This window comes from Thiomonas islandica (assembly GCF_055383445.1).
This window is the reverse complement of the sequence record NZ_AP042391.1, coordinates 687501-709762: the sequence shown is the minus strand read 5'-3', so window position 1 is coordinate 709762 and position 22262 is coordinate 687501. Positions and strand designations below refer to the sequence as shown.

Below are 22262 nucleotides of genomic sequence, written 5' to 3'. Positions count from 1 at the left end.
ACGCCGTCCCTCCCGGGTGGTGTGATCCGCCTGGGAGATGGGCTGGGCGCGGCCGACCCGCGGGCGGTCATGTGTGCTGCTGTGGCACTTGCACCGTTGCTTGCTGCGCCAGCGCAGGGAATATAAGGGAAACGCGCGCGCCGCAGACCGATCCTTCTGTCTGCAGGTTCTGGATCTCGATGCGGGCATGATGTTCATCGGCGATTTTTTTCACCACGGCAAGGCCCAGGCCGGTGCCGCGCGGCTTGCTGGTGACGTAGGGCTCGAAGGCGCGCTGCAGGATTTTGTCGCTGAAGCCCGGGCCGTTGTCGCTCACGCTCAGTCGCACGCGCAGCGTGCCGCCGGGTTGTGCGGGCAGGACTTCGGTGCGGATGCGCACCTTGCGTTCGGGCTGCGCGGACACGGCGTCGATGGCGTTTTGCAGCAGGTTGTGGATGACCTGTCGCAGCTGTGTGGCGTTGCCCAGGATGTCGGGCAGCGCGTGAGCCAGATCGGCCTCGATCTCGGGGTCGTCTTCGGGGCTGGCGCCGTCGTGCGCGGGCAGGCTGGCGTAGAGGTTGAGTACGTCGCGAATCAGGGTGTTGAGGTTCATGGCCTCGGGCTCGCCCGCGGGCAGCCGGGCGTAGTCGCGGAAGTCGTTGACCATGTGCTGCATGGCCTGCACCTGGTTGACGATGGTGGCAGTGCTGCGATTGAGCAGATCGCGGTCGGCACCCTCGAGCTTGGGGGCGAGCTTCATCTGTAGACGCTCGGCCGAGAGTTGGATGGGGGTGAGCGGGTTCTTGATCTCGTGCGCCAGCCGCCGTGCGACTTCGGCCCAGGCCACCGAGCGCTGCGCGGAGATGACCTCGGTGATGTCGTCGAACACCACGACCGATGCGCTCTGCCCCGGCAGCACCAGACGCGCTCCGCGCACCAGCAGGGTGATGCTGGCATCGCTGCCCGGTAGTTGATAGTCGATCTGCTGCAGCCAGTGTGGGCTGGTGCCCGTCGGGTCTTGTTCGTCCAGCGCGGCAAAGGCCTCGGCCAGTGTGCGGGCGAACGATTCCAGATGGGGATGCTGGCCGAGCGGCTGCCCGATCATGCCCTGCAATGGGGCGCGCAGCAGCCGTGTGGCGCTGGGGTTGGCCAGGGCCAGCCGCTGGTCGCTGCCCAGCACCAGCACGCCAGCGCTGAGGTTGTCGAGCACGCTTTGCAGGTAGGCGCGCGAGGCTTCGAGCGCGTCGTGGTTGATCTGCACCTGCGCGCGCGCTTCGGCGAGCTGGTTGGTCATGGTGTTGAACGCACGCACCAGCACGCCGAGTTCATCGTTGCGTTCCAGGTGCGGGCGCGGGCGTAGATCGCCTTCGGCCACTGCCTTCATGCCGTCGGCCAGCAAAAGCAGCGGCTTGGCGAGCTGATTGCCCAGCATCACCGCCAGCAGCACGGCCAGGAACACGGCGAGAAACAGGGTCAGGGTCAGCGTGGAGATGTACATGCGCTTGAGCCCTTCGCGGCCCAGTGCGCGCTCCTGGTACTCGGCGTAGGCGCGCTGCACCTCGAGCGCGCTGCTGGAAATGGCCTGCGGCACGTTCTGGATGAGCTGCAGATAGCGCCCATGCCCGGGTAGGATGAAGTTGCGCGTGGGCAGACTGACCACCACCCGCAGCTTGAGCGATTGCGGCGACTTGCCGGCGCCGTCATCGCCGCCCTCGATGTCGGAGAAGGTGCCCATGGTGCGCAACTGCCGCATACTGTTCGGGCCGGGGATGTCGGGAATGAGCGAGAACGGGTTGCCGCCGGCAGTCACCAGCACGGTGCCGTTGCCATCGAACACGGTGATCTGTTGCAGACCGAGCTGTTGCCGTAACTGCTCCATGCTCAGCGGGGACAGCAGGGTGGGGTCTTCGGCGATCTGCACGGCCAGGTTGCGAGCCTTGTTCTGCAGATCGGCCTGCAGCACGTTGAGCGTGGTCCGACCGAGGTTGAGTCCGGCGCTCAGCGCGCCTTCGACCTTGACATCGAACCAGGTCTCGATGCTGCGGGCAACGAACTGATACGACACGGTGTAGATCACCACCCCGGGCAGCACCCCCACCAGCGCGAACACCGCAGCGAGCTTGAACAGTAGCCGGCTGCCAAAGCGTCGCTTGTGCATCCGCCACCCCAGCCGCAGCCCGAGTGCAAGCACCAGCAGCAGCAGCAACCCGGCGACGCCGAAATTGATCCAGTACAGCCAGGCAAACAAAGGGCTGGGCTGCGCGGTGTTGTCGGTGGACACCGCCAGCAAAAAAACCAGGAATACCGCCAGCGGCAAGCCCAGCGCCACGGCCAGGCGCAGCGCCCAGCGCGAGGTGCGGCTGTCCCAACTGGTGCCTGCCGGTGTGCTCACGGCGTCCACACGAAGGATTGCGGCGGGAAGTTGGCCTCGATCTTCCAGTCCGACTGCGACGATACATTGATCTGGAACGGTCGCGGCAGCTGCGACAGATCCAGCCGAAAGCGCGCCTCAACCTGATAGGTCTGCCCCGGCACGAGCTGCGCGGCATCGGCCACGCGCAGGTGGCGTGTGCGCTGCACCACACCCAAGGCCTCATCGAGGCTGTCGTAGTTCTGCTGCAGACCACCGACCGACACCCTGTAGCGTTGCAGCAGGGGCTGATAGGCCAGCCGGACCTCGCGCCGGACCTGCGCCACATCTTCGTTGAACCAGTACCAGCGCGGCCGCACCACCGTGACCACGGTCTCGAAATACAGCGCAATGCCGCGGCGCAGTACATCCTCCAGGCTGCGCGGCATTGCGAAGACCGCCGCCGTAGTGACGAACAGCCCCTCCGGGCTCATGGTCAGCATCAGGGGCTCGGTGTCCACCGTGACCGCCTGTGCCGACACCGTCACACCGACGCCGATGGCCAGAACCAGGCCAGAGCGCAATAGCTTGCGGCGCTGCAGGTCGGGGCGGAGGGGGGCGGGTTTCACGAGCACTTGGTAAACAGGGCGTAGAAAAAACCGTCTTGCGCATGCGGCGCGGTGACGCCGTCCGCGTTGCCCTCCATGCCGTGCGTAGGTTCCTGCGGCAGCAACTGGCCCGGCGCTGGCGATGCTATCGCATCGGCATGGCGGGCGAGAAACGCTGCGGCCTGCTGCGTGCCTTCCTGCGGAAAGATCGAGCAGGTCACGAACAACAGCTTGCCGCCCGGTTGCAGCAGAGGCCAGAGTGCATCGAGCAGCGCGGTCTGGGTAGCGGTCAGCGCGGGAATGTCCGAAGCGCGGCGCAGCCAGCGGATGTCCGGATGGCGGCGCGAGATGCCCGACGCGCTGCACGGCGCATCGAGCAGAATGCGGTCGAAGCGCTGGCCGTCCCACCATGTCGCAGGTTGCGCCGCATCGGCGACTCGGGTCTGGGCCCGCAGCCCCAGGCGTTGCAGGGTGTCGTCAACGCGCGTCAGGCGCTGCGCGTCCTTGTCCAGCGCGAGGACCGCGCAATTGGCGCGCTCGAGCAGATGCGCGGTCTTGCCGCCCGGTGCGGCGCAGGCGTCGAGCACCCGCTGACCCGGTCGCACGTCGAGCAGGGGCGCGGCATATTGCGCTGCGGCATCCTGCACGCTGACCCAGCCGGCGGCAAATCCGGGAAGGCGATCGACGGGCACGGGTTGCCGCAGCATCAAGGCCTGGTCGAGCAGGGGATCGGCCGGGACCACGGCAAGCAGTCCGCTGGCGTGCAGTGCGGCCTGGTAGTCCGCGCGGCTGATGCGCCGGGTGTTCACCCGCAGGGTCATGGTCGGCGGGCGCTGCGCGACGTCGAGCACGGCCTCCCATTGCGCCGGATAGGCCTGCTGCAGCGCCTGGACCCACCACAGCGGGTGGTTCCAGCGCGCCTCGAGGCTGGTGTTGCGCACCGCATCGCGCAACTCTGGGCTGCCGACGAAACGGCGCAGCACCGCGTTGACAAATCCGGCGGCATGGCGCAGCGGCGGGGTGCGCTTGCAGGCTTCGACGGCCTGGTCGACCACGGTGTGCGCCGCATAGTGCACCGGCGCTTCGGGCAACAGCAGCACCAACGTGGTGTGCAGCAGATCGCGCAACAATGGCGGGCGCAAGCCCTTGGGGTGCAGCGTGCATAAGATCGCGCGCGCTGTGCCGAGATGGCGCAGCGTGGCAAAACTCAGCGCCTGTGCCGCACCGCGCTGTGCGGTGTCCCACCGGCTGGCAGCTGCAGCCTGCGGCAGCGCAGTCGCCAGAGACGCGCCCTCCTGCACTGCCCCCACCAGCCGTGCGGCGGCGAGCAGGTCCCGCCACAGTGGGCGAAGACTGGGTGTGGTTGCGGTGTGTGGTTCGAGCGACGTCACCCGCACATTATCGGCGCCACCCTGCTGCCCGACCGGCGCGGCGCGACGACCGCTCAGGGGCAGATGTAGGCGTAGCCCTCGCGGTATTGCAGATTGGCCGCTTCGGCCACGCCGGAGGGCACGATGGTGGCATCGAGCAGCACGCGGTCTTTGGGAATCTTGCGGTTGGTCAGGGTGTTGTTGCAGACGCGGAATGACACACCCTGCGAGGCCAGCGCGCCGACCAGTCCGGCGAACTCAGCGCCCTTGCCATCGACCGCGCCGTTGAGCATGAAGTCAATGCCCGCGCCATTGCCCACGACCACGATTTTCGCGGTCTGATCTGCAGCCAAGTGATTGCGCACATTGCCCAGGCAGCGCGAGGCCTGGGCATCGCCCTGGGTGACGTGGTAGACGACCTTGACCGGCCCCTCCTTTTCGGCGCGGCCCTGCGCGCGTGCAGGGCTTGCGACCACCAGCGCAGCAGCGCCCACGGTCGCGGCGGTCAGCGCCTTGCGGCGATTCGTTGTGTTCTCCATATGCACTCCTCCTTAGGGTGGTGACCCGGCACTCTGTGGCAACCGTGGCCAAAATGAAAAAGGCCGATCAGATCGGCCCACTCATGATGCCTGCGAATGGCGCGCCGCACAATCCGGGAAGGAACGGTGGCGCGCCGGGGCAAGCGGCTTCAGCCGAGCGAGTCGCGCCAGATGTTGGCGGCCCAGTCCTCGGCGTAAGCGGCCTCGACATCGCTCAGCCCGGCAGAAATGCCACCCGATCCAGGTACGGTGAGGAAGGTTTTTTCCTTCTCGTTGTACTGATGGACGCTGGAGACATGGATCGCGCGGTCGAAGCTGACCATGCTGTAGCAGGTGTTCATCACCACTGGACTGGGGTTGACCGGCTGGTCGTACAGCATGGCGACGATCGCCGCGGCGGCAACCTTGGCATGCTGGTTGGCCATATGGCCAGATTTCGGCATCAGCGGCGAGATCTGGATAGCATCGCCCAGCACATGGATGTCCTTGTGCACCGCAGACTCGAAAGTGCGGTAGTCCACTGCGCACCAGCGGCCGTTCATGTTGGCCAGTCCGGTTTTCTGCGCGATGACACCAGCGCGTTGCATCGGGATGACGTTGAGCACATCAGCCTTGACCGGGGCGTCCACCTCGAACTCGATTTGCATCGCCTGCGGGTTCACGCCGACCGCCTTGTGGTTGGGGATGTATTCGATCATCCCGGAATACAACTCGGCCCAAGCCTTCTTGAACAGCGGCTCTTTCGACTGAACCTTGTCGTTGGCGTCGAAGATCAGCACCTTCGACTTGGGCTTGTGCTTTTTGAAGTACGCCGCGACCATCGTCGCACGCTCGTACGGCCCGGGCGGGCAGCGGTACGGCACCGGCGGCACACTCACCGCGAACACGCCGCCGTCGGGCATGGCCTCGAGCTGCTTGCGCAGCGCAACCGTTTCCGGCCCGGCCTTCCACGCCTGCAGAATGCGGCCGCTGGCCTGCGCCTCTTTCAGGCCCTTGACCGTGTCGAACATCAGCTCAATGCCGGGAGAGACGACGAGCTTGTCGTACTTGAGGGTGTCGCCACTGGCGAGATTGACCGTATGCGCGGCCGGATCGATGCTCTCGACAGTGCTCTTGAACCACTTCACGCCGTGGCGTTTGCGCAGATCGTCGTACGATACGGTGATGTCCTGGATCGACTTGGCTCCGGCGATCACTAGGTTCGAGACGGGGCAGGAGACGAAGGCATCACCGGGTTCGACCACGGTGACCTCGACCGTGTTGCCCGACCATTCGCGGATGTACTTGGCTGCGGTCGCGCCGCCATAGCCGGCGCCGACGATCACGACCTTGCCCTTGCCTGCGGCGCTGCGGGTGGTGCTGGCGCAGCCCGACAGCACGGGCGCGAGTCCGATGGTGCCCACGGTTGCGGCACCGGCGAGGAATTTACGACGGGTTTGCATGATGGGGGCGCCCTCAGGGTTTTTGCTGCGAGAAATAGGTGGCGATGAGCTGGATCTGCTCGTCGGTGTAACCCTTGGCGATCTGCGGCATGATGGTGCCGGTGCGCTTGCCCGACTTGTATTCCGCCATGGTCTGGACGATCGATGCTGCCGAGCGTCCGGCCAGCGACGGGATGGCCGCGGTCGATACGCCTTTGGGGCCGTGGCAGTTGTAGCAAGTGGCAGCCAACGACTGGCTCGGAGTGACCACGGGCGTGGCCGCCTGCGCCGCGCCTGCGACGCACAGTAGGAAACTCAATAACAGTTTGCGCAACATCCGATATCTCCTGGGTGGGATGGCCTGGGGATCGAAAGACATCAAAAGTCTTTGATCTAAGGCAAAAGGTATCGAAATGTAGCAAATAGATACATTCGGGAGAACCAGCAGGCCATCCGTATGCTGGCGTGCAATCCAGTGCGATAAGTACTCTGGGGAGTGTGTATTGTTTGTGTGATGACGGTCACACAGCGCGCTCACCGGCCATTGGCGCGCTGGCCGGGCCATGCCAGACGGGAACCTCGGCCGAATTCAGGGTTTGATGTAATACCAGCCCTCGGACTGGAGCTTCACCAGCTCGTAGACCCCGGCGGGCACGACAGTGGCTTCGAGCACCAGTTCGCTTTGCGGAATCTTGAGATAGGTCAGGGTGTTGTTGCAGGCCTTGAACTGCACCCCCTGGTTGGCCAGATCGCCGATCATCCCGGAAAACAGCGCGCCCTGCGGAGTTTTCGCGCCGTGGAGCAGGAAGTGGATGGCCTTGCCGTAGCCGACGACGACAAAGCGCATCTTGGGATCGAGCTCGAGCACGTTCTGGATGTTGATCAGCCCCTCGTAGGCCTGCTCCAGGCTGTCGCTGATTTGCATCACCACTTTCCACGGCTCGCTGGAAATCTGCTTCGCGGGCACCGGGCCCTGCGTTTGTGCCTGCGCAAGCTGGGCACCTCCCAGGCCGATGAAGCCGGCGCCGAGCAGGCGGATGCGATCGCGTGGGTTCATGTGGGTCTCCTCGAATGGGTGTCAGGCTGACTTGTGACGCGGGTGGGTGTGCCGGGTGTGCAGATGATGCAGGCTCCAATGCTGTCGCTCGGCTAGCCAGCGGTACAGCCAGTATCCCACCAGGGTCACGAACAGCAGCGCCAGGGTGTTGAAAAACACCGCGCCGGGCAGGATGGCCAGCAGTTCCAGGGCGTTGAAATCGCGCCATTTGACAATGGCGGTGAACAGCGCGCTGAGCAGCCCAAACCCCGCCCCGATGGCCGCGTTGATGCGAAGGAGGGTGGGCAGGGTGAGGACTGCGGTTTCAATTTGGGGGGGCGTCATGGCCGTGCGTCAGTTGCGGATTTCGCCATCACCCAGCACCACCCACTTCATGCTGGTCAGCCCCTCCAGCCCGACCGGCCCGCGGGCATGGAACTTATCGGTGGAAATGCCGATTTCCGCCCCCAGGCCGTATTCGAAGCCGTCGGCAAAGCGGGTGGAGGCGTTGACCATCACACTGGCGGAATCGACTTCGCGCAGGAACTGCATTGCGCGCGGATGGTCGCGGGTGAGAATGGCATCGGTATGCCCCGAGCCGTAGCGGTTGATGTGGTCTATCGCGGCGTTCACGTCCTCCACCAGCTTGATCGAGATGATGGGCGCAAGGTATTCGGTCGACCAGTCCGCCTCGGTGGCCTCGCGCAACAGTGGCGCTGCACCGGGCACGGTCGACAAGATCGTGTGGCTAGCCGGGCAGCAGCGCATTTCCACCCCTTTGCGAACGAACACCGCGCCGATGCGCGGCAGGAACTGCGGTGCAATGTCGGCGGCAACCAGCAGCGATTCGGCCGCGTTGCACGGGCTGTAACGCTGGGTCTTGGCGTTTTCGGTCACGCGCACGGCCATGTCCAGGTCGGCACCGCTGTCCACATACACATGGCAGTTGCCGTCCAGGTGCTTGATGACGGGCACCCGAGCCTCGGCGCTGATGCGCTCGATCAGACCCTTGCCGCCGCGGGGGATGATCAGGTCCACATATTGCGGCATGGTGATTAGCGCGCCCACAGCGGCGCGGTCGGTGGTGGGGACGAGCTGCACCGCATCTGCCGGCAGACCGGCGCTGCCCAGCGCCTGCACCACCAGACCCGCCAACGCACGGTTACTGTGGATGGCTTCCGAGCCGCCGCGCAAGATGGCCGCATTGCCCGATTTGATCGCCAGCGACGCTGCCTCGATGGTCACGTTCGGGCGGCTTTCGTAAATCATGCCGAATACCCCCAGCGGCACGCGCATCTGCCCCACGCTGATGCCCGACGGGCGGCGGCGCACATGCGCGATTTCGCCCACTGGATCGGGCAGCGCGGCCACCTGCTCGCAGCTCTGCGCCATTTGCTCCACCACCTTGTCGCTCAGGGTCAGGCGATCGACGAAGGCGGCCTCCAGCCCGGCTTCCCGCGCCGCATGCAGGTCGCGCAGATTGGCATCCTGCAACTGCGGACGGTGGGCGCGAATCGCCGCGGCCAGCGCGGCGAGTGCGCGGTTTTTTGCTGCAGTGGCAGCCCGTGCCATGTCGCGCGAGGCCGCCCGCGCGCGTGCGCCGAGGTCGGCCATCAGGGGGTGGATCTGGTCAGAGGAAGCGTCCATGAGACTGTAAAAATTGCCGGGGGTGGAATGTCCGCGGCACCGATGCGCGCAAAAATGTAGGCGCTGGCCTTGAGACAACACTGAACAAGTCCCTCGCGTGCCGCGCATCCAGCCTGCGGGCGGTCTGAGGCGCAACCCTCGCTCGCCATAGTCACGGCTGCGGCAGCGGTGTTCACCTTGCATCCCATCCCGCAGCCCGTCGCGCAGCATCACAAGGACACTTCAGTGTTGCCTTAAGCTCGCCATACCGGGGCCGAGAAAGTCGCAATTGTGCGTCAAGGGCCCTGGGTATGCTGCATGTGTTTTTGACTTCGGGAGAGCATCATGGGACTGTTCGATAGCGTGGCAGGGGGATTGGGGCAGATGCTGGGTGGGCAGCAGGTGCAGACTGGGGCGGCAGACAGCCCGGTCGTCCATGCGGTGGCGGGGCTGCTGGGCAGCAGCGGCGGGCTCAGCGGCCTGCTCGAAAAATTCCAGCAGGGCGGGCTGGGCGATGTGGTGCAGTCCTGGGTGGGCACCGGGGCCAATCTTCCCGTGTCTGCCGAGCAGATCCAGCAGGTGCTGGGTAGCGGCGTGCTGCAAGACATGGCCGCCAAGCTTGGGGTGCAGCCGGCCCAGGCGGCTGACCAGCTGGCGCAGGCCCTGCCCGAGGTGGTCGACAAACTGACCCCCACCGGACAACTTCCCGCGGAGGGCGAACTGATGGGCAGCGTGCAGCAGCTGCTGGGCAAATTTTTGGGCTGATCGGGGTCGAAACATTTTGTCGGGACATTCACATCGTTTCTGAGGCTGATCGACACAATCCGTTGGATTTTTCCGGCGATTTGCTCCTAGACTGCGGTCGAACCCCAAGAGGGTTTCCCCTCTTCGATGAATCTGCGTGAATATATCGCAGGGCCGTATCCACTGGGAGCACGTCATGCGTCGATCTCTGTCAAAACGCCGCCCGCAGGCCTGGGCCATTGTGGGCGGCCTGCTGCTGGCCGGGCCAGCAAGCTGGGCGGCTTCTCCGCCTGAAGCCGCGTCGTGTGCCGCTTGCCACGGCGCCGGCGGCATGGGCAATGCAGCAGCCGGCTATCCCCGGCTGGCAGGCCTGCCAGCCACCTATCTTGCCGATCAGCTGCGCTACTTTGCCGACGGCACCCGCAAAAACGCGGTCATGTCCGGCATGGCCAAGCCGCTGTCGGCAGCGCAGATCACTGCGCTGGCCGACTACTACGCCAAGCTCAAACCGAGCGGCCAGCCCGCACCGATGCCTACCGGTGCCGTCGCCGCCGAGGGCGAGCGGCTGGCGCTGCGCGGCGACTGGGAAAAAGGCATCCCGGCCTGTTACCGCTGTCACGGCCCGGGGGGCGTGGGCGTCGGCGAAAACTTTCCGCCGCTGGTCGGACAGTCTGCCGCATACATCGAGGCGCAGATCAAGGCCTGGAAGGACGGCAGCCGACGCGGCGACCCACTGGGGTTGATGCACACCGTGGCGCTGCGCATGACCGATGTGCAGACGCAGGCGGTGGCGCAGTGGCTGGCTGCGCAGCCGCTCACGCCGGGCAAGTCCTCATCCGTCAAACCCTGAACTGGAGCGCGCCATGACGACGTCTTTCTCCACCGCCGCGCGGCCTGCCGCATCCCGGCCTGCGCCTGGCCGCAAACTGTCTTTGCTGGCTTGCAGCCTGTCGGCCATGGGCCTGATGGCCTGCGCCGCACACGCCGCCGATGCGCCTTCTGCGCCACCCAAATCGGAAATCAATGCCTCGGTCGGCACCGGAGTCAAGTTCACCCCGCCGCAGGAATCGAGTATCCCGGACGATGCGTTTGGCAAGATGGTCAAGCTCGGCCGCGACATCATGCTCGACACCCCCAAATACGCCAAGACCTACGTCGGCAATGCGCTGAGTTGCGTCAACTGCCATACCGACGCGGGCCGCATGGCCGGATCGGCCCCGCTGTGGGCGGCGTATGTCAGCTACCCCGCCTATCGCAGCAAGAACAAGAAGGTCAACACCTACGAGGAGCGGCTGCAGGGATGCTTTCGTTTCAGTATGAACGGCAAGGCACCGCCGCTGGGCAGTGAGGTGCTGGTCGCGCTCGAGTCGTATTCCTACTGGCTGGCCAAGGGGTTGCCGGTGGACGAAAAAGTGCCGGGGCGGGGCTACCCAAACCTGCCCGACCCGGCGCAGGCGCCCGACTATGTGCGCGGCCAGAAAGTCTATGAGGCCAAGTGCGCCATTTGCCATGCGCAGAATGGTCAGGGGCAATATGTCAACGGTCAGACCGTGTTCCCTCCGCTGTGGGGCGACAAATCGTTCAACTGGGGCGCGGGGATGGGCAGCTACAAGAACGCCGCCAAGTTCATCTACGCGAACATGCCCTACGGCATGAGCTACAGCCTCACCCCGCAGGAGGCCTGGGACGTGGCCTATTTCATGGACGCGCACGAGCGTGCGCAAGACCCGCGTTGGGCTGGGAGCGTCGCCGCCACCCGCGCCAAGTATCACGACAGCAAGTTCAGCCTGTACGGAACGCGAATCAACGGCAAGCTGCTCGGCGACATCGGCCCGCCGAAGAAGCGCTAGGGCCCGACAACGCCGCAGACGCCCCGCTTGGGGGCAACGCGAGTGCACAATAGCGTTCACAGGCCTTAGCCGCGCGCGGCCAGCGCTGGCCTCAGTCCGCCGTCAGCATGGGTTTGACCGTGCGGAAAAAGCGGTGGTAGAGCAGCAGATACCCTGCCTGCAGTAGCGCGACGGCGAGAAACGGCGCCACTAGCCAGCCGCGTTGCAGCAGCAGCGCGCCGAGCAGCGGCCCGATGGCGCGCGGGGTCTGGATCGAGACATTGTTGATTGTCGCTGCCAGCCCGCGGCGGCTGGCAGCGGTCAGGCTGATGCTCAGCGCCTGCCGCACGCCGATCGTGCCTTGGTTCGCGCTGGCGCGCAGCGCGTGGAACGTCGCCGCCAGCCAGAACGTCGGGGCGAGCGGAGTCAGCAGCAGCAGAACGAGGCCCGCGGCGCGCATCGCCACCACCGCGCGCACTAAGCCGATGCGCTGCGCAATCAGCGAGGCGAGTTGCGCGCCGACGGCGGCAGCGACGAAGCTCGCCGCCAGCGCCGGGCCGATGCTCGCCGGCCCGTGGCCGAAGCGCAGCATGAACCAATACGCCATTAGCGGCGCGACGATGCCGATGCCCAGACCGTTGAGCGCGTTGACCAGCGCCAGCCGCACGAGCAAGGCGTTTTCACGCTGGCGAGCTAGCTGCGCGCTGCGGTCAGCGGCGGGTTGCATCGACTGCGGCTTGCTCGTGGCAGACTCGGCCGCTGCGGGGCGGGCATCCTGCGCGCGCAATAGCAAGACGAAACCCAGGGCTGAGCCGCACAGCGGCAGTACGAACAGGCTGCGCCAAGCCCAGTCGGGCGGCAGCCAGTGTTGCAGCCAGGCGGGGGCCGCGCCGAGCAGCGCGCCGAGCGCCATGCCGAGCATGCCGAGCGTCGAGTTCAAGCTGAACATGCGCGCGCGCAGCGCAGGAGGCGTGCCGTGCGCCAGCCACGCCTGCTCGAGCGGGCCGAAGGGGCCGGCTGCGCCGTTGGCGCCGCGGCCAAAACCGCCGATCACCGCCGCGACGGCAAGCGCCCACGGCGCAGACGTCACGATCGCAAGCGCTGCGCAGGCGATCATCACCGCCTCGTAGCCGAGCAGGAACTGGCGACGGCCGAGCCGGTCGCTCAGCGGCCCGATCCCGATCGTCAGCACTGCGCCAGCGAGTAGCCCGCCGCTCAGCACCGCGCCGATCTGCGACGCGCTCCACTGCAGCGTATGCAGATACAGCGCAAACGCTGCCACCAGCGCTCCTTGCCCGACGCTGCGCGACGCCCGCGCCAGGATGACGCGCCGCGTCGCCGGCGAAATCTGCGACCAGGCGCTGCGCTCGGGTGCGGCCGGGCGCAGCGCCGACCGTGCGGCCTTCATCGTGCAGGGGCTGGGCGGCTCAGCCGGTGTGCGCGCGGACTGCGGCCGTGCCAAGGCGTGCGCCGCCCATCTGCACCGCGCGCGCCTGCGGCGGTTTCGGCGCTGGCGCGGCGATGTAGCGCTTGATCTGCGCGATCACCGCGGGCTGATCCCAGTCCTCCGGCCCCATCGTGCGCGCGACCTCGCGGCCCTGCTTGTCGATGAGGATGGTGGTCGGCGTGCCGAGAATGTTGAGCGTGTCGAGCACCTGCGTCGTCGGGTCGACATAGATCGGCAGGTGGCTGATGAAGTTGTCGTCATAAAAGCTCTTGACAGTGAACACGCCGCCCTTGTCGATCGACAGCGGCACCACGGCGAAATCCTTGCCGCCGAGCCGTTTTTGCAGCTTGTCAAGCGTGGGCATCTCGCGCACGCACGGCGGGCACCAGGTCGCCCAGATATTGAGCAGCACGACCTTGCCTTTGAAATCGGCCAGGGTCATGGTCTTGCCCTGCGCGTTTTCGAAGTGCACCTGCGCCAGCGGCAGCGCATGTGTGCTCGGATATGGCGTGAAGGTGAATGCTGCGGCCTGCACTGGCAGGGACATGGCCGACAAGGCCAGTGCCGCGCAGAGGCTGCACAGAAGGCGAAAGCGGAAAGACATGGGACGACTCCGGGGCATGAATCTTGCAATCCCGCATGATGTACGTTGTGCGCGGCGGGAAAATCTAGTCAGAACCATAGCGGTCGCATCTGCGCCCTGCTGTAACTGCATGTAGAACCGATTAGGCTGGTTGATTCGGCACGCTGGTTTAGCAGGCCGTTGAAAAACTACTGCGGTGGGCCATCTGGGGCGTTGCGGGGTGCTTGCTGCCTCGCCTATCTATTTGATATGTCTCGGTCGCTGCGCGCCGTGCATCTGGCCATCCTCGCGACGTTTTTCAACGGCCTGTTAGATGTATGAAGGATAAAGAGTGTCTGCCAAAAACAACTTCACCACCTCACATTCCCGACAAGCGTAGAAAGGTATGGATCCTCCCCCACCGTGTGGGGAAAGTTCGAAGGGGGAGTAGTTCAAACCGCTGCGTGCCGAATCAATAAGCTGTCCTCGGTCGTGATTTCACCTGCCATGCCGAATCTGGACGCCCTGCAGCTCGCCCACCTGCTGCTGGCGGTGCATCTGCTGGTCATTGTGTTCAATGTCGGCGGCCTGTTGCTCGTCCCGCTGGGCGCATGGCGTGGCTGGGCCTGGGTGCGCAACTGTCCGCTGCGCGCGTTGCACCTGCTGTCGATGGCCGTGGTCGCCGCGCAGGCGGCGGCCGGTCGGGCCTGCTTTTTCACCCTGTGGCAAAGCGCGCTGATGCAGCGCGCAGGACGACAGGGATTGGACGGCGGCCTGATCCAGAGCTGGGTCGACCGGCTGATCTACTGGAATCTTCCGCTGCCAGTGTTCACCGCGATCTATCTCGCGGTCGGGTTCTACACCGTGCTGCTGTGGCGCTCGGTGCCGCCGCGCTGCGCACGGCGCAACACCCAGCCGAGTAGTACCGCCAGCGCCGCCAGCAGGACCTCGGGCCAGTCGCCATAGTGTGCGGCTAGCCAGGCATACGGTGTCAGCCCGGAGTGGCCTTGCACCGTGCCGGCGAGCACGCCGACGGTGTACGGCGCCAGTTCCGCAAGCACCCGGCCATCGGCACCGATGATCGCGGTGGCTCCGGTATTGGTGGCGCGGATGCCGGGAATCTGGAATTCCAGCGAACGCATGCGCGCGATCTCCAGATGCTGCGGGATGACGATGGTGTTGCCGAACCAGCCGAGATTGGTCAGGTTGGCAAAGACGTTGGGCGCATTTGCCGGCGAGCGAAAACGTTGCGCCATTTCCGCACCGAACAGGTCTTCGTAGCAGATATTGGGTGCGATCTTCACGCCGCGCACAATGAAAGGCGGCTGATCGTCGTCTCCGCGGGCGAAGCTGCCCAGCGGCATATCCATCAGCTTGACGAACCAATGAAAGCCATATGGGATGAACTCGCCAAAGGGCACCAGATGCGCCTTGTCGTATCGGTAAGGCGCGCTACCCCCGAGCCCCAGCACACTGTTGGTGTACTGCGCCGCACCGCGGGTGAGCGGAATGCCCAGCAGCGCCTGGGCATGGTGCGCGCGCAGCGCACGCTCGATCTCTCGCAGATAGCCGGGGGCGAGATCGTCGGGCAACACCGGCACCGCGGTTTCCGGTGTCACGATCAGGTCGGCGCGCAGGTCGCGCAACCAGTGCCCATACAAGCGCAATGTCGGACCGAGTGATTCCGGGCGGAATTTTTCCGACTGCGCCACATCGCCCTGCAGCAGCGCGACACTGAGTGCTGGGCCGCTCGGCCGTGTCCAGTGCACCTGTTGCAACTGCCACCCTCCGGCAACCACCGCGCACAGCAGCGCCACGCTGGCCGCGGCGCCGGGCAGGTTCACCTGCGTGAGCAACGCCAGCAGCGCCGCAGCTAGCGCGGCGGCGAAGTTCACCCCATATTGCCCGATGACCGGCGCATAGCCCGACAGCGGATTGCTCACCTGGGCGTAGCCGAGAGCCAGCCAAGGAAATCCGGTGAACACGGTGCCGCGCAGCCACTCCGCCACGGTCCAGCCGCCGGCCAGGATCAGCGCGGCGCCCAAGGCCGGGACGAATGCCCAGGCCGAGCGCCCGGCTGGGGGTGCCCACGCTGCCGCCAGCGCCGCGGCCAGTGCAGGGTAAACCGCGAGATAGGCGCAAAAAAACAGCAGCGCGCCGCCGGCGATGGGCGGCGCCATGCCGCCATACACCGCCATGCTGATGTAGAGCCACCACAGCCCGCCGGCAAACCATCCCAAGCCCAGGCTGAAGCCGAGCAGGGCGCCCCGACGGGCGCGTCTGCCGACGGCGGGCTGCGCGTCCGCCCATAGCAGCGCAATCCATGTCGCCAGGATGATCACGGACCAGGCGCCGAATCGCGGTCGCCCGAAGGTTTGCGCCAGCGCGGCGCCCAAGGCAATCGACAACCAGGGCGCAAGCTGCGGCGCAGCCAGAAAGCGCATCAGACCGCGACGCGGCGTCGTGTCGGACAAGGCCGTGCTGGCGCCGTGGGCAGGAAACTCGGACATGCGATTGCAGGACGTCAGGGAAGGCCGATAGCTGACCACACTTTAACCCGCCGGCATGTCGCTGCCGTCGGCATAGGGGTCGGCAAAGCCCAGGCGCCCAAGCACCTGCACCTCTTGATGCTCCATCTGCTGCGCTTCGCGTACGGTCTGATGGTCCCACCCTTGGGCATGCAGCATGCCATGAATCACCAGATGGGCGTAATGCGCTAGCAGAGGCTTGCCTTGTTGCACCGCCTCGCGTTCGACCACCGGGCAGCACAACACCACATCGGCTTGCACAGGCCAGTGGCCGTAATCGAAGGTCAGCACATTGGTCGCGTGATCCTTGCCACGGTATGCGAGGTTGAGCGCACGCCCCTCCTGCGCATCGACCAGACGCAGCGTGACCTGGTGCGGCTCGGTCGGTCGATGCCATGCAGCCTCTGGCTCCGTCGGCTCTGGGCCCACGCGCAGAGCTGCGCGTACCCAGCGCAGCAGCAGCGCACGCGGAAGCAGCGCGCGGTGGCTGGGGTCAGCAAACTGCACCGACAGGCGCAGCGCGGCGCGGCGGGCTTGCCCTGTAGACCGGCTCACGATTTCGTCGGCGCGCGTCTGCGGGTGCGCGCTGCGGCAACGCTCTTGTCATCGGCATTAGGCGCCGTGGCGGGCTGACTGTGCAGGGCATGCGCGTCATAGGCGTCGACAATGCGCGCCACCAGGGGGTGCCGCACCACGTCTTGACTGGTGAACAGATTGAACGCGATGCCGCGCACGTCTGCCAGCACCTTCTGCGCCTGCGCCAAACCGCTTTGCGCGCCGCGGGGAAGGTCCACCTGGCTGGTGTCGCCGGTGATGACCGCCCGCGAGCCGAAGCCAATGCGCGTCAGAAACATTTTCATCTGCTCCGGCGTGGTATTTTGCGCCTCGTCCAGAATGATGAACGACTGGTTCAGTGTGCGCCCGCGCATGAACGCCAGCGGCGCGATTTCGATGACGCCGCGGTCGAACATTTTTTGTGTCTTTTCCATGCCCAGCAGATCGTAGAGCGCGTCGTACAGCGGACGAAGGTACGGGTCGACCTTCTGCGTGAGGTCGCCTGGCAGGAAGCCCAGCCGTTCCCCGGCTTCCACCGCGGGCCGGGTCAGCACCAGACGCGTGACCGCATGGCGCTCGAGCGCATCGACTGCGCAGGCCACGGCGAGGAAAGTCTTGCCTGTGCCCGCCGGGCCAATGCCGAAGGTGATGTCGTGCTGCAGGATGTTGCGGATGTACTGCACTTGATTGGGTGTGCGGCCGTGCAGGCTTTCCCGCCGCGTGTAGAGCACCGGCTCGTCGGCCGCGGCGGTAAGTTTGGGCTGCAGCCCCTGCGCTGCCTGCACCAGTTCCAGCTGAATGTCCTCCAGATCGAACCGGGCATCGGCGCGCGACCACAGCGATTGCAGCAAGTCCAGCGCCTGGTGCGCCGGTCCGCTTTCGCCCTCGATGCGGATGGTGTCTGCGCGGCGGGTCAGTCGTACATCGAATGCCACTTCGATCTGCCGCAGGTTTTCATCGAGCGGGCCGCACAACTGGGCAAGTCGCGCGTTGTCGGGAGGGGAGAAGGTGTGTCGAAGCTGCACGGAGGAGGCGGACATGGCGTTGATCTGCTGGACGGACCGACCCGTCGAGATTTGCCGGAACATGCGGCGTGTATTGATAGTATCGGCCCCAAGCCGCCATTGTCTGTGCGGCGCCAAGCGAGGGAAGGCACCTATGGGCACCATGCAATGCGCGCTGGTCGTGGACGATCTGCCGGCAGTGCGCACCGGTTTTGTCGAGTTGCTGCGAGAAAGCTATCCCGGCGCGCAGGTTTTCGAGGCGGGCCGGATGGCTGACGCCATGCAGATCCTGCTGCGCGAACCGGTCGACCTGCTGCTGGTCGACCTCGGCCTGCCCGATGCCAGCGGCCTCGAACTGATCCGCGCCCTGGCGGACAAGCGGCCGCAGGCGCGCTCGGTCGTAGTCACCATTTTCGATGACGACGATCACCTGTTCTCGGCGCTTCAGGCAGGGGCTTTCGGTTATCTGCTCAAGGATCGCCCCAAGATCGAGCTGCGCGCCCAACTGCGCCGCATCCAGGACGGCGAGCCGCCGCTGTCGCCCAGCATCGCGCGGCGCATGGTGCAGCACTTCACCCATTTGCGTAGCGCCACCCAAGCACAGCCCAATGTGCTGCCCGAAGACCATGTGGCGCTCACCGAGCGTGAAAGCGAGGTGCTGCAACTGGTCGGCAAGGGCTACACCCTGCCCGAAATCGCGGTGCAACTGGGCCTGTCGCGCCACACTGTGGCCGACTATGTCAAACAGATCTACCGCAAGCTCAACATCTCGTCGCGCGCCGAGGCCACGCTCGAGGCGGTCCGCCGCGGCCTGGTTCGCTAGGGTCTGCTCATGCAATTGATGCACCATCGATAGGCCCCGAATCACTCCTGTTGACAACCTCATGTCTGCAGCATCCGAGATCGCCGATTCCGTCTGCTATCTGAACGGCACTTTCCAGGCTCTGTCGAAATGTCAGGTGTCCGTGCTTGACCGGGGCTTTATCTTTGGTGACGGGGTGTACGAGGTGATTCCGGTCTATTGCCGACGCGCCTTTCGCGCGGAGCACCACCTGGCACGCTTGGCGCGCAGTCTCGACGCCGTGCAGATCGCCAATCCCTGCGACCGGGCAGACTGGCAGGCGCTGGTGCGCGAACTCATCGCCCGCAACGATCCCGATGATCAATGCATCTATATCCAGGTGACACGGGGTGTCGCACGGCGGGACCACGCATTTCCTCGTGGCGTCCAACCCACGGTCTTCATGATGAGCTTTGCATTCCCACATGTTCCCGCGGCCATGCGCGAAACCGGAGTAGCCTGTCTCACCGCGCCCGACCTGCGCTGGAGGTGCGGTCACATCAAGTCCACCTCTCTGCTTGGCAATGTCTTGGCACGCCAGTTGTCGGCCGCGTCGGGCGCGGCGGAAACCATCCTGATCCGCGACGGCTGGGTGACCGAGGCTTCCGCGTCCAATGTGTGGGTGGTGCGTAACGGCCGTCTTTGCGCGCCCCCTCGCGATCACGACAAGCTCGAGGGTATCCGCATCGGCCTGCTCGAGGAATTGGCGCAAGAGATCGGCATTGATCTCGATTTCCGCCCCGTTGGAGAATGGGAGCTGCGCTGCGCAGACGAAATCCTGCTCACTTCTGCTACCAAGGAAGTTCTCTCGGTCACCACCCTGGACGGTCGTCCCGTCTCGGGCGGTGTACCTGGCTACGTAGGCCAAGCTCTGTATGCCGCCTACCAAGAGGCCAAGACCAAGCAAACAATCTGATCTGCGCCGCTGCACACAATGTACTTGACAGCTGGGCAGGCGTGTCGCACAATTTCTTTTTCGGCGTTGCTCAAAAGCGAATGTGCTGCTTAAGGACGCTGCAAGCGAAGTGGCAGAAATTTCCTGTTGACTTAGCGCCGAAAAGCTGCAATAATTTTCGTTTCCGTCGAGAGCGAAGTGAGCGTAAGAAAAGCCCCTACGCTTGACTCGGAAATAAAATTGATGCAATAATTGATGTCTTCGCTGCTTATGCAGCAAACGCCAAGTAGGCGAGTTCATTAAGAAATCAACCGATAAGCGTGGGCGTTTGGCTTGATGCAAATATACCAAACGCTCATACGAAGTACGGAAATTTTCCGTAATTCCTTGAGTGTGCATTGTTCGCAATGCAAAAAGATCGAACTATAGAGTTTGATCCTGGCTCAGATTGAACGCTAGCGGCATGCTTTACACATGCAAGTCGAACGGCAGCGCGGGGCAACCTGGCGGCGAGTGGCGAACGGGTGAGTAATACATCGGAACGTACCCTGTGATGGGGGATAACTACGCGAAAGCGTAGCTAATACCGCATACGACCTACGGGTGAAAGTGGGGGATCGCAAGACCTCACGTCATAGGAGCGGCCGATGGCGGATTAGCTAGTTGGTGGGGTAAAGGCTTACCAAGGCAACGATCCGTAGCTGGTCTGAGAGGACGACCAGCCACACTGGGACTGAGACACGGCCCAGACTCCTACGGGAGGCAGCAGTGGGGAATCTTGGACAATGGGCGAAAGCCTGATCCAGCAATGCCGCGTGTGGGATGAAGGCCCTCGGGTTGTAAACCACTTTTGGCGGGGAAGAAATGCTGCGTGCTAATACCATGCAGTGATGACGGTACCCGCAGAATAAGCACCGGCTAACTACGTGCCAGCAGCCGCGGTAATACGTAGGGTGCGAGCGTTAATCGGAATTACTGGGCGTAAAGCGTGCGCAGGCGGTTGGGTAAGACAGATGTGAAATTCCCGGGCTCAACCTGGGAACTGCATTTGTGACTGCCCGACTAGAGTACGGCAGAGGGGAGTGGAATTCCGCGTGTAGCAGTGAAATGCGTAGATATGCGGAGGAACACCGATGGCGAAGGCAGCTCCCTGGGCCTGTACTGACGCTCATGCACGAAAGCGTGGGGAGCAAACAGGATTAGATACCCTGGTAGTCCACGCCCTAAACGATGTCGACTAGTTGTTGGACGGGATACTGTTCAGTAACGTAGCTAACGCGTGAAGTCGACCGCCTGGGGAGTACGGCCGCAAGGTTAAAACTCAAAGGAATTGACGGGGACCCGCACAAGCGGTGGATGATGTGGTTTAATTCGATGCAACGCGAAAAACCTTACCTACCCTTGACATGCCAGGAACTTGCCAGAGATGGCTTGGTGCTCGAAAGAGAACCTGGACACAGGTGCTGCATGGCTGTCGTCAGCTCGTGTCGTGAGATGTTGGGTTAAGTCCCGCAACGAGCGCAACCCTTGTCATTAGTTGCTACGCAAGAGCACTCTAATGAGACCGCCGGTGACAAACCGGAGGAAGGTGGGGATGACGTCAAGTCCTCATGGCCCTTATGGGTAGGGCTACACACGTCATACAATGGGCGGTACAGAGGGTTGCCAACCCGCGAGGGGGAGCCAATCCCATAAAACCGTTCGTAGTCCGGATTGCAGTCTGCAACTCGACTGCATGAAGTCGGAATCGCTAGTAATCGCGGATCAGCTTGCCGCGGTGAATACGTTCCCGGGTCTTGTACACACCGCCCGTCACACCATGGGAGCGGGTTCTGCCAGAAGTAGTTAGCTTAACCGTAAGGAGGGCGACTACCACGGCAGGGTTCGTGACTGGGGTGAAGTCGTAACAAGGTAGCCGTATCGGAAGGTGCGGCTGGATCACCTCCTTTCTAGAGAAGCAGCAGGTCAAGCGCTCACACTTATCGGTTGTCAACGTTGATGGTGGTTGCGATACCGAACTTCGTGGCCCAAGCGGGTCTGTAGCTCAGTCGGTTAGAGCACCGTCTTGATAAGGCGGGGGTCGTTGGTTCGAATCCAACCAGACCCACCAGCACTGGAGTTTGCCCTGGGGGTGTAGCTCAGCTGGGAGAGCACCTGCTTTGCAAGCAGGGGGTCATCGGTTCGATCCCGTTCACCTCCACCAGGCATCAAAAGAAAGTCAATTTCTTTTGATGAAATCATCGTTGTGTTCTTTAACAATTCAAAAGCTGATATTGCGTGATAAATCACGTATTGCGATTGCGTCGCAAACTTGAGTTCAATCCTGATGACCAGTGGTCAAAATTATAGGATCAAGCGACTAAGTGCATACGGTGGATGCCTTGGCGACTACAGGCGATGAAGGACGTTGTAGCCTGCGATAAGCTGCGGTGAGCTGGCAAACAAGCTTTGACCCGCAGATTTCCGAATGGGGAAACCCACCCGAAAGGGTATCTTTGACTGAATTCATAGGTCAAAGAGGCGAACCGGGCGAACTGAAACATCTCAGTAGCTCGAGGAAAAGAAATCAACCGAGATTCCGATAGTAGTGGCGAGCGAAATCGGAGTAGCCTGCATAATTTAGCATTTGGTATAGCAAAACGACATGGAAAGGTCGGCCATAGAAGGTGATAGCCCTGTATGTGAAATGCCTGATGCGGAACTAGGTATGCGATAAGTAGGGCGGGACACGTGTAATCCTGTCTGAAGATGGGGGGACCATCCTCCAAGGCTAAATACTCGTAGTCGACCGATAGTGAACAAGTACCGTGAGGGAAAGGTGAAAAGAACCCCGGGAGGGGAGTGAAATAGATCCTGAAACCGTATGCATACAAAAAGTCGGAGCCCCTCGGGGTGACGGCGTACCTTTTGTATAATGGGTCAGCGACT

The 22262-nt window shown here is 63.8% G+C and carries 20 protein-coding genes, 2 tRNA genes and 2 rRNA genes (1 of these 24 only partly in view); 10 read left to right on the top strand and 14 right to left on the bottom strand.

Features of this window, described 5'->3' with window-relative positions:
• Positions 1-67: 67 nt before the first annotated feature.
• The 9 genes from ACZ47F_RS03420 to ACZ47F_RS03380 form a co-directional block, all read right to left on the bottom strand.
• On the bottom strand, positions 68-2371 hold the full coding sequence (locus ACZ47F_RS03420; protein WP_464925901.1) for a sensor histidine kinase: 2304 nt from the start codon (positions 2369-2371) through the stop codon (positions 68-70).
• Positions 2368-2958, bottom strand: coding sequence for a DUF4390 domain-containing protein (locus ACZ47F_RS03415; protein WP_464925900.1), 591 nt, complete (start codon positions 2956-2958; stop codon positions 2368-2370). Before ACZ47F_RS03415 ends, ACZ47F_RS03420 begins: the two co-directional genes overlap by 4 nt.
• The gene (gene rsmB, locus ACZ47F_RS03410; protein WP_464925899.1) at positions 2955-4334 is read right to left on the bottom strand and encodes a 16S rRNA (cytosine(967)-C(5))-methyltransferase RsmB; all 1380 of its coding nucleotides are present in this window, start codon (positions 4332-4334) and stop codon (positions 2955-2957) included. Before rsmB ends, ACZ47F_RS03415 begins: the two co-directional genes overlap by 4 nt.
• A gap of 47 nt (positions 4335-4381) precedes the next feature.
• Positions 4382-4846: a DsrE family protein gene (locus ACZ47F_RS03405; protein ID WP_464925898.1), complete on the bottom strand. Its 465-nt coding sequence runs from the start codon at positions 4844-4846 to the stop codon at positions 4382-4384.
• A 149-nt stretch (positions 4847-4995) separates the two neighbouring features.
• Entirely contained in the window at positions 4996-6288 is a 1293-nt protein-coding gene (locus ACZ47F_RS03400) for an FCSD flavin-binding domain-containing protein (protein WP_464925897.1), read from the bottom strand.
• A 13-nt stretch (positions 6289-6301) separates the two neighbouring features.
• A complete protein-coding gene (locus tag ACZ47F_RS03395) occupies positions 6302-6604 on the bottom strand; it encodes a c-type cytochrome (RefSeq protein ID WP_464925896.1) in 303 nt (100 codons plus the stop codon).
• A gap of 252 nt (positions 6605-6856) precedes the next feature.
• The gene (locus ACZ47F_RS03390) at positions 6857-7324 is read right to left on the bottom strand and encodes a DsrE family protein (RefSeq protein WP_464925895.1); all 468 of its coding nucleotides are present in this window, start codon (positions 7322-7324) and stop codon (positions 6857-6859) included.
• 21 nt (positions 7325-7345) lie between these two features.
• Complete coding sequence (locus tag ACZ47F_RS03385; protein WP_464925894.1) at positions 7346-7648, bottom strand: hypothetical protein; 303 nt, start codon at positions 7646-7648, stop codon at positions 7346-7348.
• Positions 7649-7657: 9 nt separating this feature from the next.
• Positions 7658-8950 carry a glutamate-5-semialdehyde dehydrogenase gene (locus ACZ47F_RS03380; protein WP_464925893.1) on the bottom strand — a complete coding sequence of 431 codons (1293 nt, stop codon included), beginning with the start codon at positions 8948-8950 and terminating at the stop codon, positions 7658-7660.
• Positions 8951-9274: 324 nt separating this feature from the next.
• Here ACZ47F_RS03380 and ACZ47F_RS03375 point away from each other — a divergent pair, with 324 nt between their 5' ends.
• From ACZ47F_RS03375 to ACZ47F_RS03365, 3 genes are all read left to right on the top strand, one after another.
• The gene (locus tag ACZ47F_RS03375) at positions 9275-9694 is read left to right on the top strand and encodes a YidB family protein (protein WP_464925892.1); all 420 of its coding nucleotides are present in this window, start codon (positions 9275-9277) and stop codon (positions 9692-9694) included.
• Positions 9695-9869: 175 nt separating this feature from the next.
• Complete coding sequence (locus tag ACZ47F_RS03370; protein WP_464925891.1) at positions 9870-10523, top strand: c-type cytochrome; 654 nt, start codon at positions 9870-9872, stop codon at positions 10521-10523.
• A gap of 106 nt (positions 10524-10629) precedes the next feature.
• Positions 10630-11523 (top strand): c-type cytochrome, encoded by an 894-nt coding sequence (locus tag ACZ47F_RS03365; RefSeq protein WP_464926564.1) that lies wholly within the window; start codon positions 10630-10632, stop codon positions 11521-11523.
• Between the two features lie 91 nt (positions 11524-11614).
• On the opposite strand, the gene ACZ47F_RS03360 is transcribed toward ACZ47F_RS03365, so the two are convergent.
• Together ACZ47F_RS03360 and ACZ47F_RS03355 are read right to left on the bottom strand one after the other, a co-directional pair.
• Positions 11615-12910 (bottom strand): MFS transporter, encoded by a 1296-nt coding sequence (locus tag ACZ47F_RS03360; protein ID WP_464925890.1) that lies wholly within the window; start codon positions 12908-12910, stop codon positions 11615-11617.
• A gap of 19 nt (positions 12911-12929) precedes the next feature.
• Positions 12930-13553, bottom strand: coding sequence for a TlpA family protein disulfide reductase (locus ACZ47F_RS03355; protein ID WP_464925889.1), 624 nt, complete (start codon positions 13551-13553; stop codon positions 12930-12932).
• A gap of 465 nt (positions 13554-14018) precedes the next feature.
• On the opposite strand from ACZ47F_RS03355, the gene ACZ47F_RS03350 reads away from it, so the two are divergent.
• A complete protein-coding gene (locus ACZ47F_RS03350) occupies positions 14019-14477 on the top strand; it encodes a DUF2784 domain-containing protein (protein ID WP_464925888.1) in 459 nt (152 codons plus the stop codon).
• Here ACZ47F_RS03350 and lnt read toward each other — a convergent pair.
• From lnt to ACZ47F_RS03335, 3 genes are read right to left on the bottom strand one after another with little or no spacing between them, the layout of a single operon-like run.
• Positions 14369-16021 carry an apolipoprotein N-acyltransferase gene (gene lnt, locus ACZ47F_RS03345; RefSeq protein WP_464925887.1) on the bottom strand — a complete coding sequence of 551 codons (1653 nt, stop codon included), beginning with the start codon at positions 16019-16021 and terminating at the stop codon, positions 14369-14371. The genes ACZ47F_RS03350 and lnt overlap by 109 nt on opposite strands.
• Before the next feature lie 42 nt (positions 16022-16063).
• A complete protein-coding gene (gene ybeY / locus ACZ47F_RS03340) occupies positions 16064-16594 on the bottom strand; it encodes an rRNA maturation RNase YbeY (protein ID WP_464925886.1) in 531 nt (176 codons plus the stop codon).
• Entirely contained in the window at positions 16591-17634 is a 1044-nt protein-coding gene (locus ACZ47F_RS03335; protein ID WP_464925885.1) for a PhoH family protein, read from the bottom strand. The genes ybeY and ACZ47F_RS03335 overlap by 4 nt, the downstream gene beginning before the upstream one ends.
• Before the next feature lie 118 nt (positions 17635-17752).
• Between ACZ47F_RS03335 and ACZ47F_RS03330 the strand changes: the two genes are divergently transcribed.
• The 6 genes from ACZ47F_RS03330 to ACZ47F_RS03305 form a co-directional block, all read left to right on the top strand.
• Positions 17753-18421, top strand: coding sequence for a response regulator (locus ACZ47F_RS03330; RefSeq protein WP_464925884.1), 669 nt, complete (start codon positions 17753-17755; stop codon positions 18419-18421).
• A gap of 61 nt (positions 18422-18482) precedes the next feature.
• Positions 18483-19355, top strand: coding sequence for a D-amino acid aminotransferase (locus tag ACZ47F_RS03325; protein WP_464925883.1), 873 nt, complete (start codon positions 18483-18485; stop codon positions 19353-19355).
• A gap of 399 nt (positions 19356-19754) precedes the next feature.
• Positions 19755-21283, top strand: a 16S ribosomal RNA gene (locus tag ACZ47F_RS03320).
• An 84-nt stretch (positions 21284-21367) separates the two neighbouring features.
• Positions 21368-21444: transfer RNA gene (locus tag ACZ47F_RS03315), tRNA-Ile, on the top strand.
• Between the two features lie 17 nt (positions 21445-21461).
• Positions 21462-21537: transfer RNA gene (locus tag ACZ47F_RS03310), tRNA-Ala, on the top strand.
• Between the two features lie 146 nt (positions 21538-21683).
• Positions 21684-22262, top strand: a 23S ribosomal RNA gene (locus tag ACZ47F_RS03305) (it continues 2295 nt past the right edge of the window).
• Together the 16S and 23S rRNA genes with 2 tRNA genes alongside form the textbook arrangement of a ribosomal RNA operon.

Excerpts from the sequence above, each read along its gene's own strand:
- ACZ47F_RS03405 (WP_464925898.1), bottom strand. The coding sequence starts at position 4,846 with ATGGAGAACACAACGAATCGCCGCAAGGCGCTGACCGCCGCGACCGTG.
- ACZ47F_RS03400 (WP_464925897.1), bottom strand. The coding sequence starts at position 6,288 with ATGCAAACCCGTCGTAAATTCCTCGCCGGTGCCGCAACCGTGGGCACC.
- ACZ47F_RS03395 (WP_464925896.1), bottom strand. The coding sequence starts at position 6,604 with ATGTTGCGCAAACTGTTATTGAGTTTCCTACTGTGCGTCGCAGGCGCG.
- ACZ47F_RS03390 (WP_464925895.1), bottom strand. The coding sequence starts at position 7,324 with ATGAACCCACGCGATCGCATCCGCCTGCTCGGCGCCGGCTTCATCGGC.
- ACZ47F_RS03385 (WP_464925894.1), bottom strand. The coding sequence starts at position 7,648 with ATGACGCCCCCCCAAATTGAAACCGCAGTCCTCACCCTGCCCACCCTC.
- ACZ47F_RS03380 (WP_464925893.1), bottom strand. The coding sequence starts at position 8,950 with ATGGACGCTTCCTCTGACCAGATCCACCCCCTGATGGCCGACCTCGGC.
- ACZ47F_RS03375 (WP_464925892.1), top strand. The coding sequence starts at position 9,275 with ATGGGACTGTTCGATAGCGTGGCAGGGGGATTGGGGCAGATGCTGGGT.
- ACZ47F_RS03370 (WP_464925891.1), top strand. The coding sequence starts at position 9,870 with ATGCGTCGATCTCTGTCAAAACGCCGCCCGCAGGCCTGGGCCATTGTG.
- ACZ47F_RS03365 (WP_464926564.1), top strand. The coding sequence starts at position 10,630 with ATGGGCCTGATGGCCTGCGCCGCACACGCCGCCGATGCGCCTTCTGCG.
- ACZ47F_RS03360 (WP_464925890.1), bottom strand. The coding sequence starts at position 12,910 with ATGAAGGCCGCACGGTCGGCGCTGCGCCCGGCCGCACCCGAGCGCAGC.
- ACZ47F_RS03355 (WP_464925889.1), bottom strand. The coding sequence starts at position 13,553 with ATGTCTTTCCGCTTTCGCCTTCTGTGCAGCCTCTGCGCGGCACTGGCC.
- ACZ47F_RS03350 (WP_464925888.1), top strand. The coding sequence starts at position 14,019 with ATGCCGAATCTGGACGCCCTGCAGCTCGCCCACCTGCTGCTGGCGGTG.
- lnt (WP_464925887.1), bottom strand. The coding sequence starts at position 16,021 with ATGTCCGAGTTTCCTGCCCACGGCGCCAGCACGGCCTTGTCCGACACG.
- ACZ47F_RS03335 (WP_464925885.1), bottom strand. The coding sequence starts at position 17,634 with ATGTCCGCCTCCTCCGTGCAGCTTCGACACACCTTCTCCCCTCCCGAC.
- ACZ47F_RS03330 (WP_464925884.1), top strand. The coding sequence starts at position 17,753 with ATGGGCACCATGCAATGCGCGCTGGTCGTGGACGATCTGCCGGCAGTG.
- ACZ47F_RS03325 (WP_464925883.1), top strand. The coding sequence starts at position 18,483 with ATGTCTGCAGCATCCGAGATCGCCGATTCCGTCTGCTATCTGAACGGC.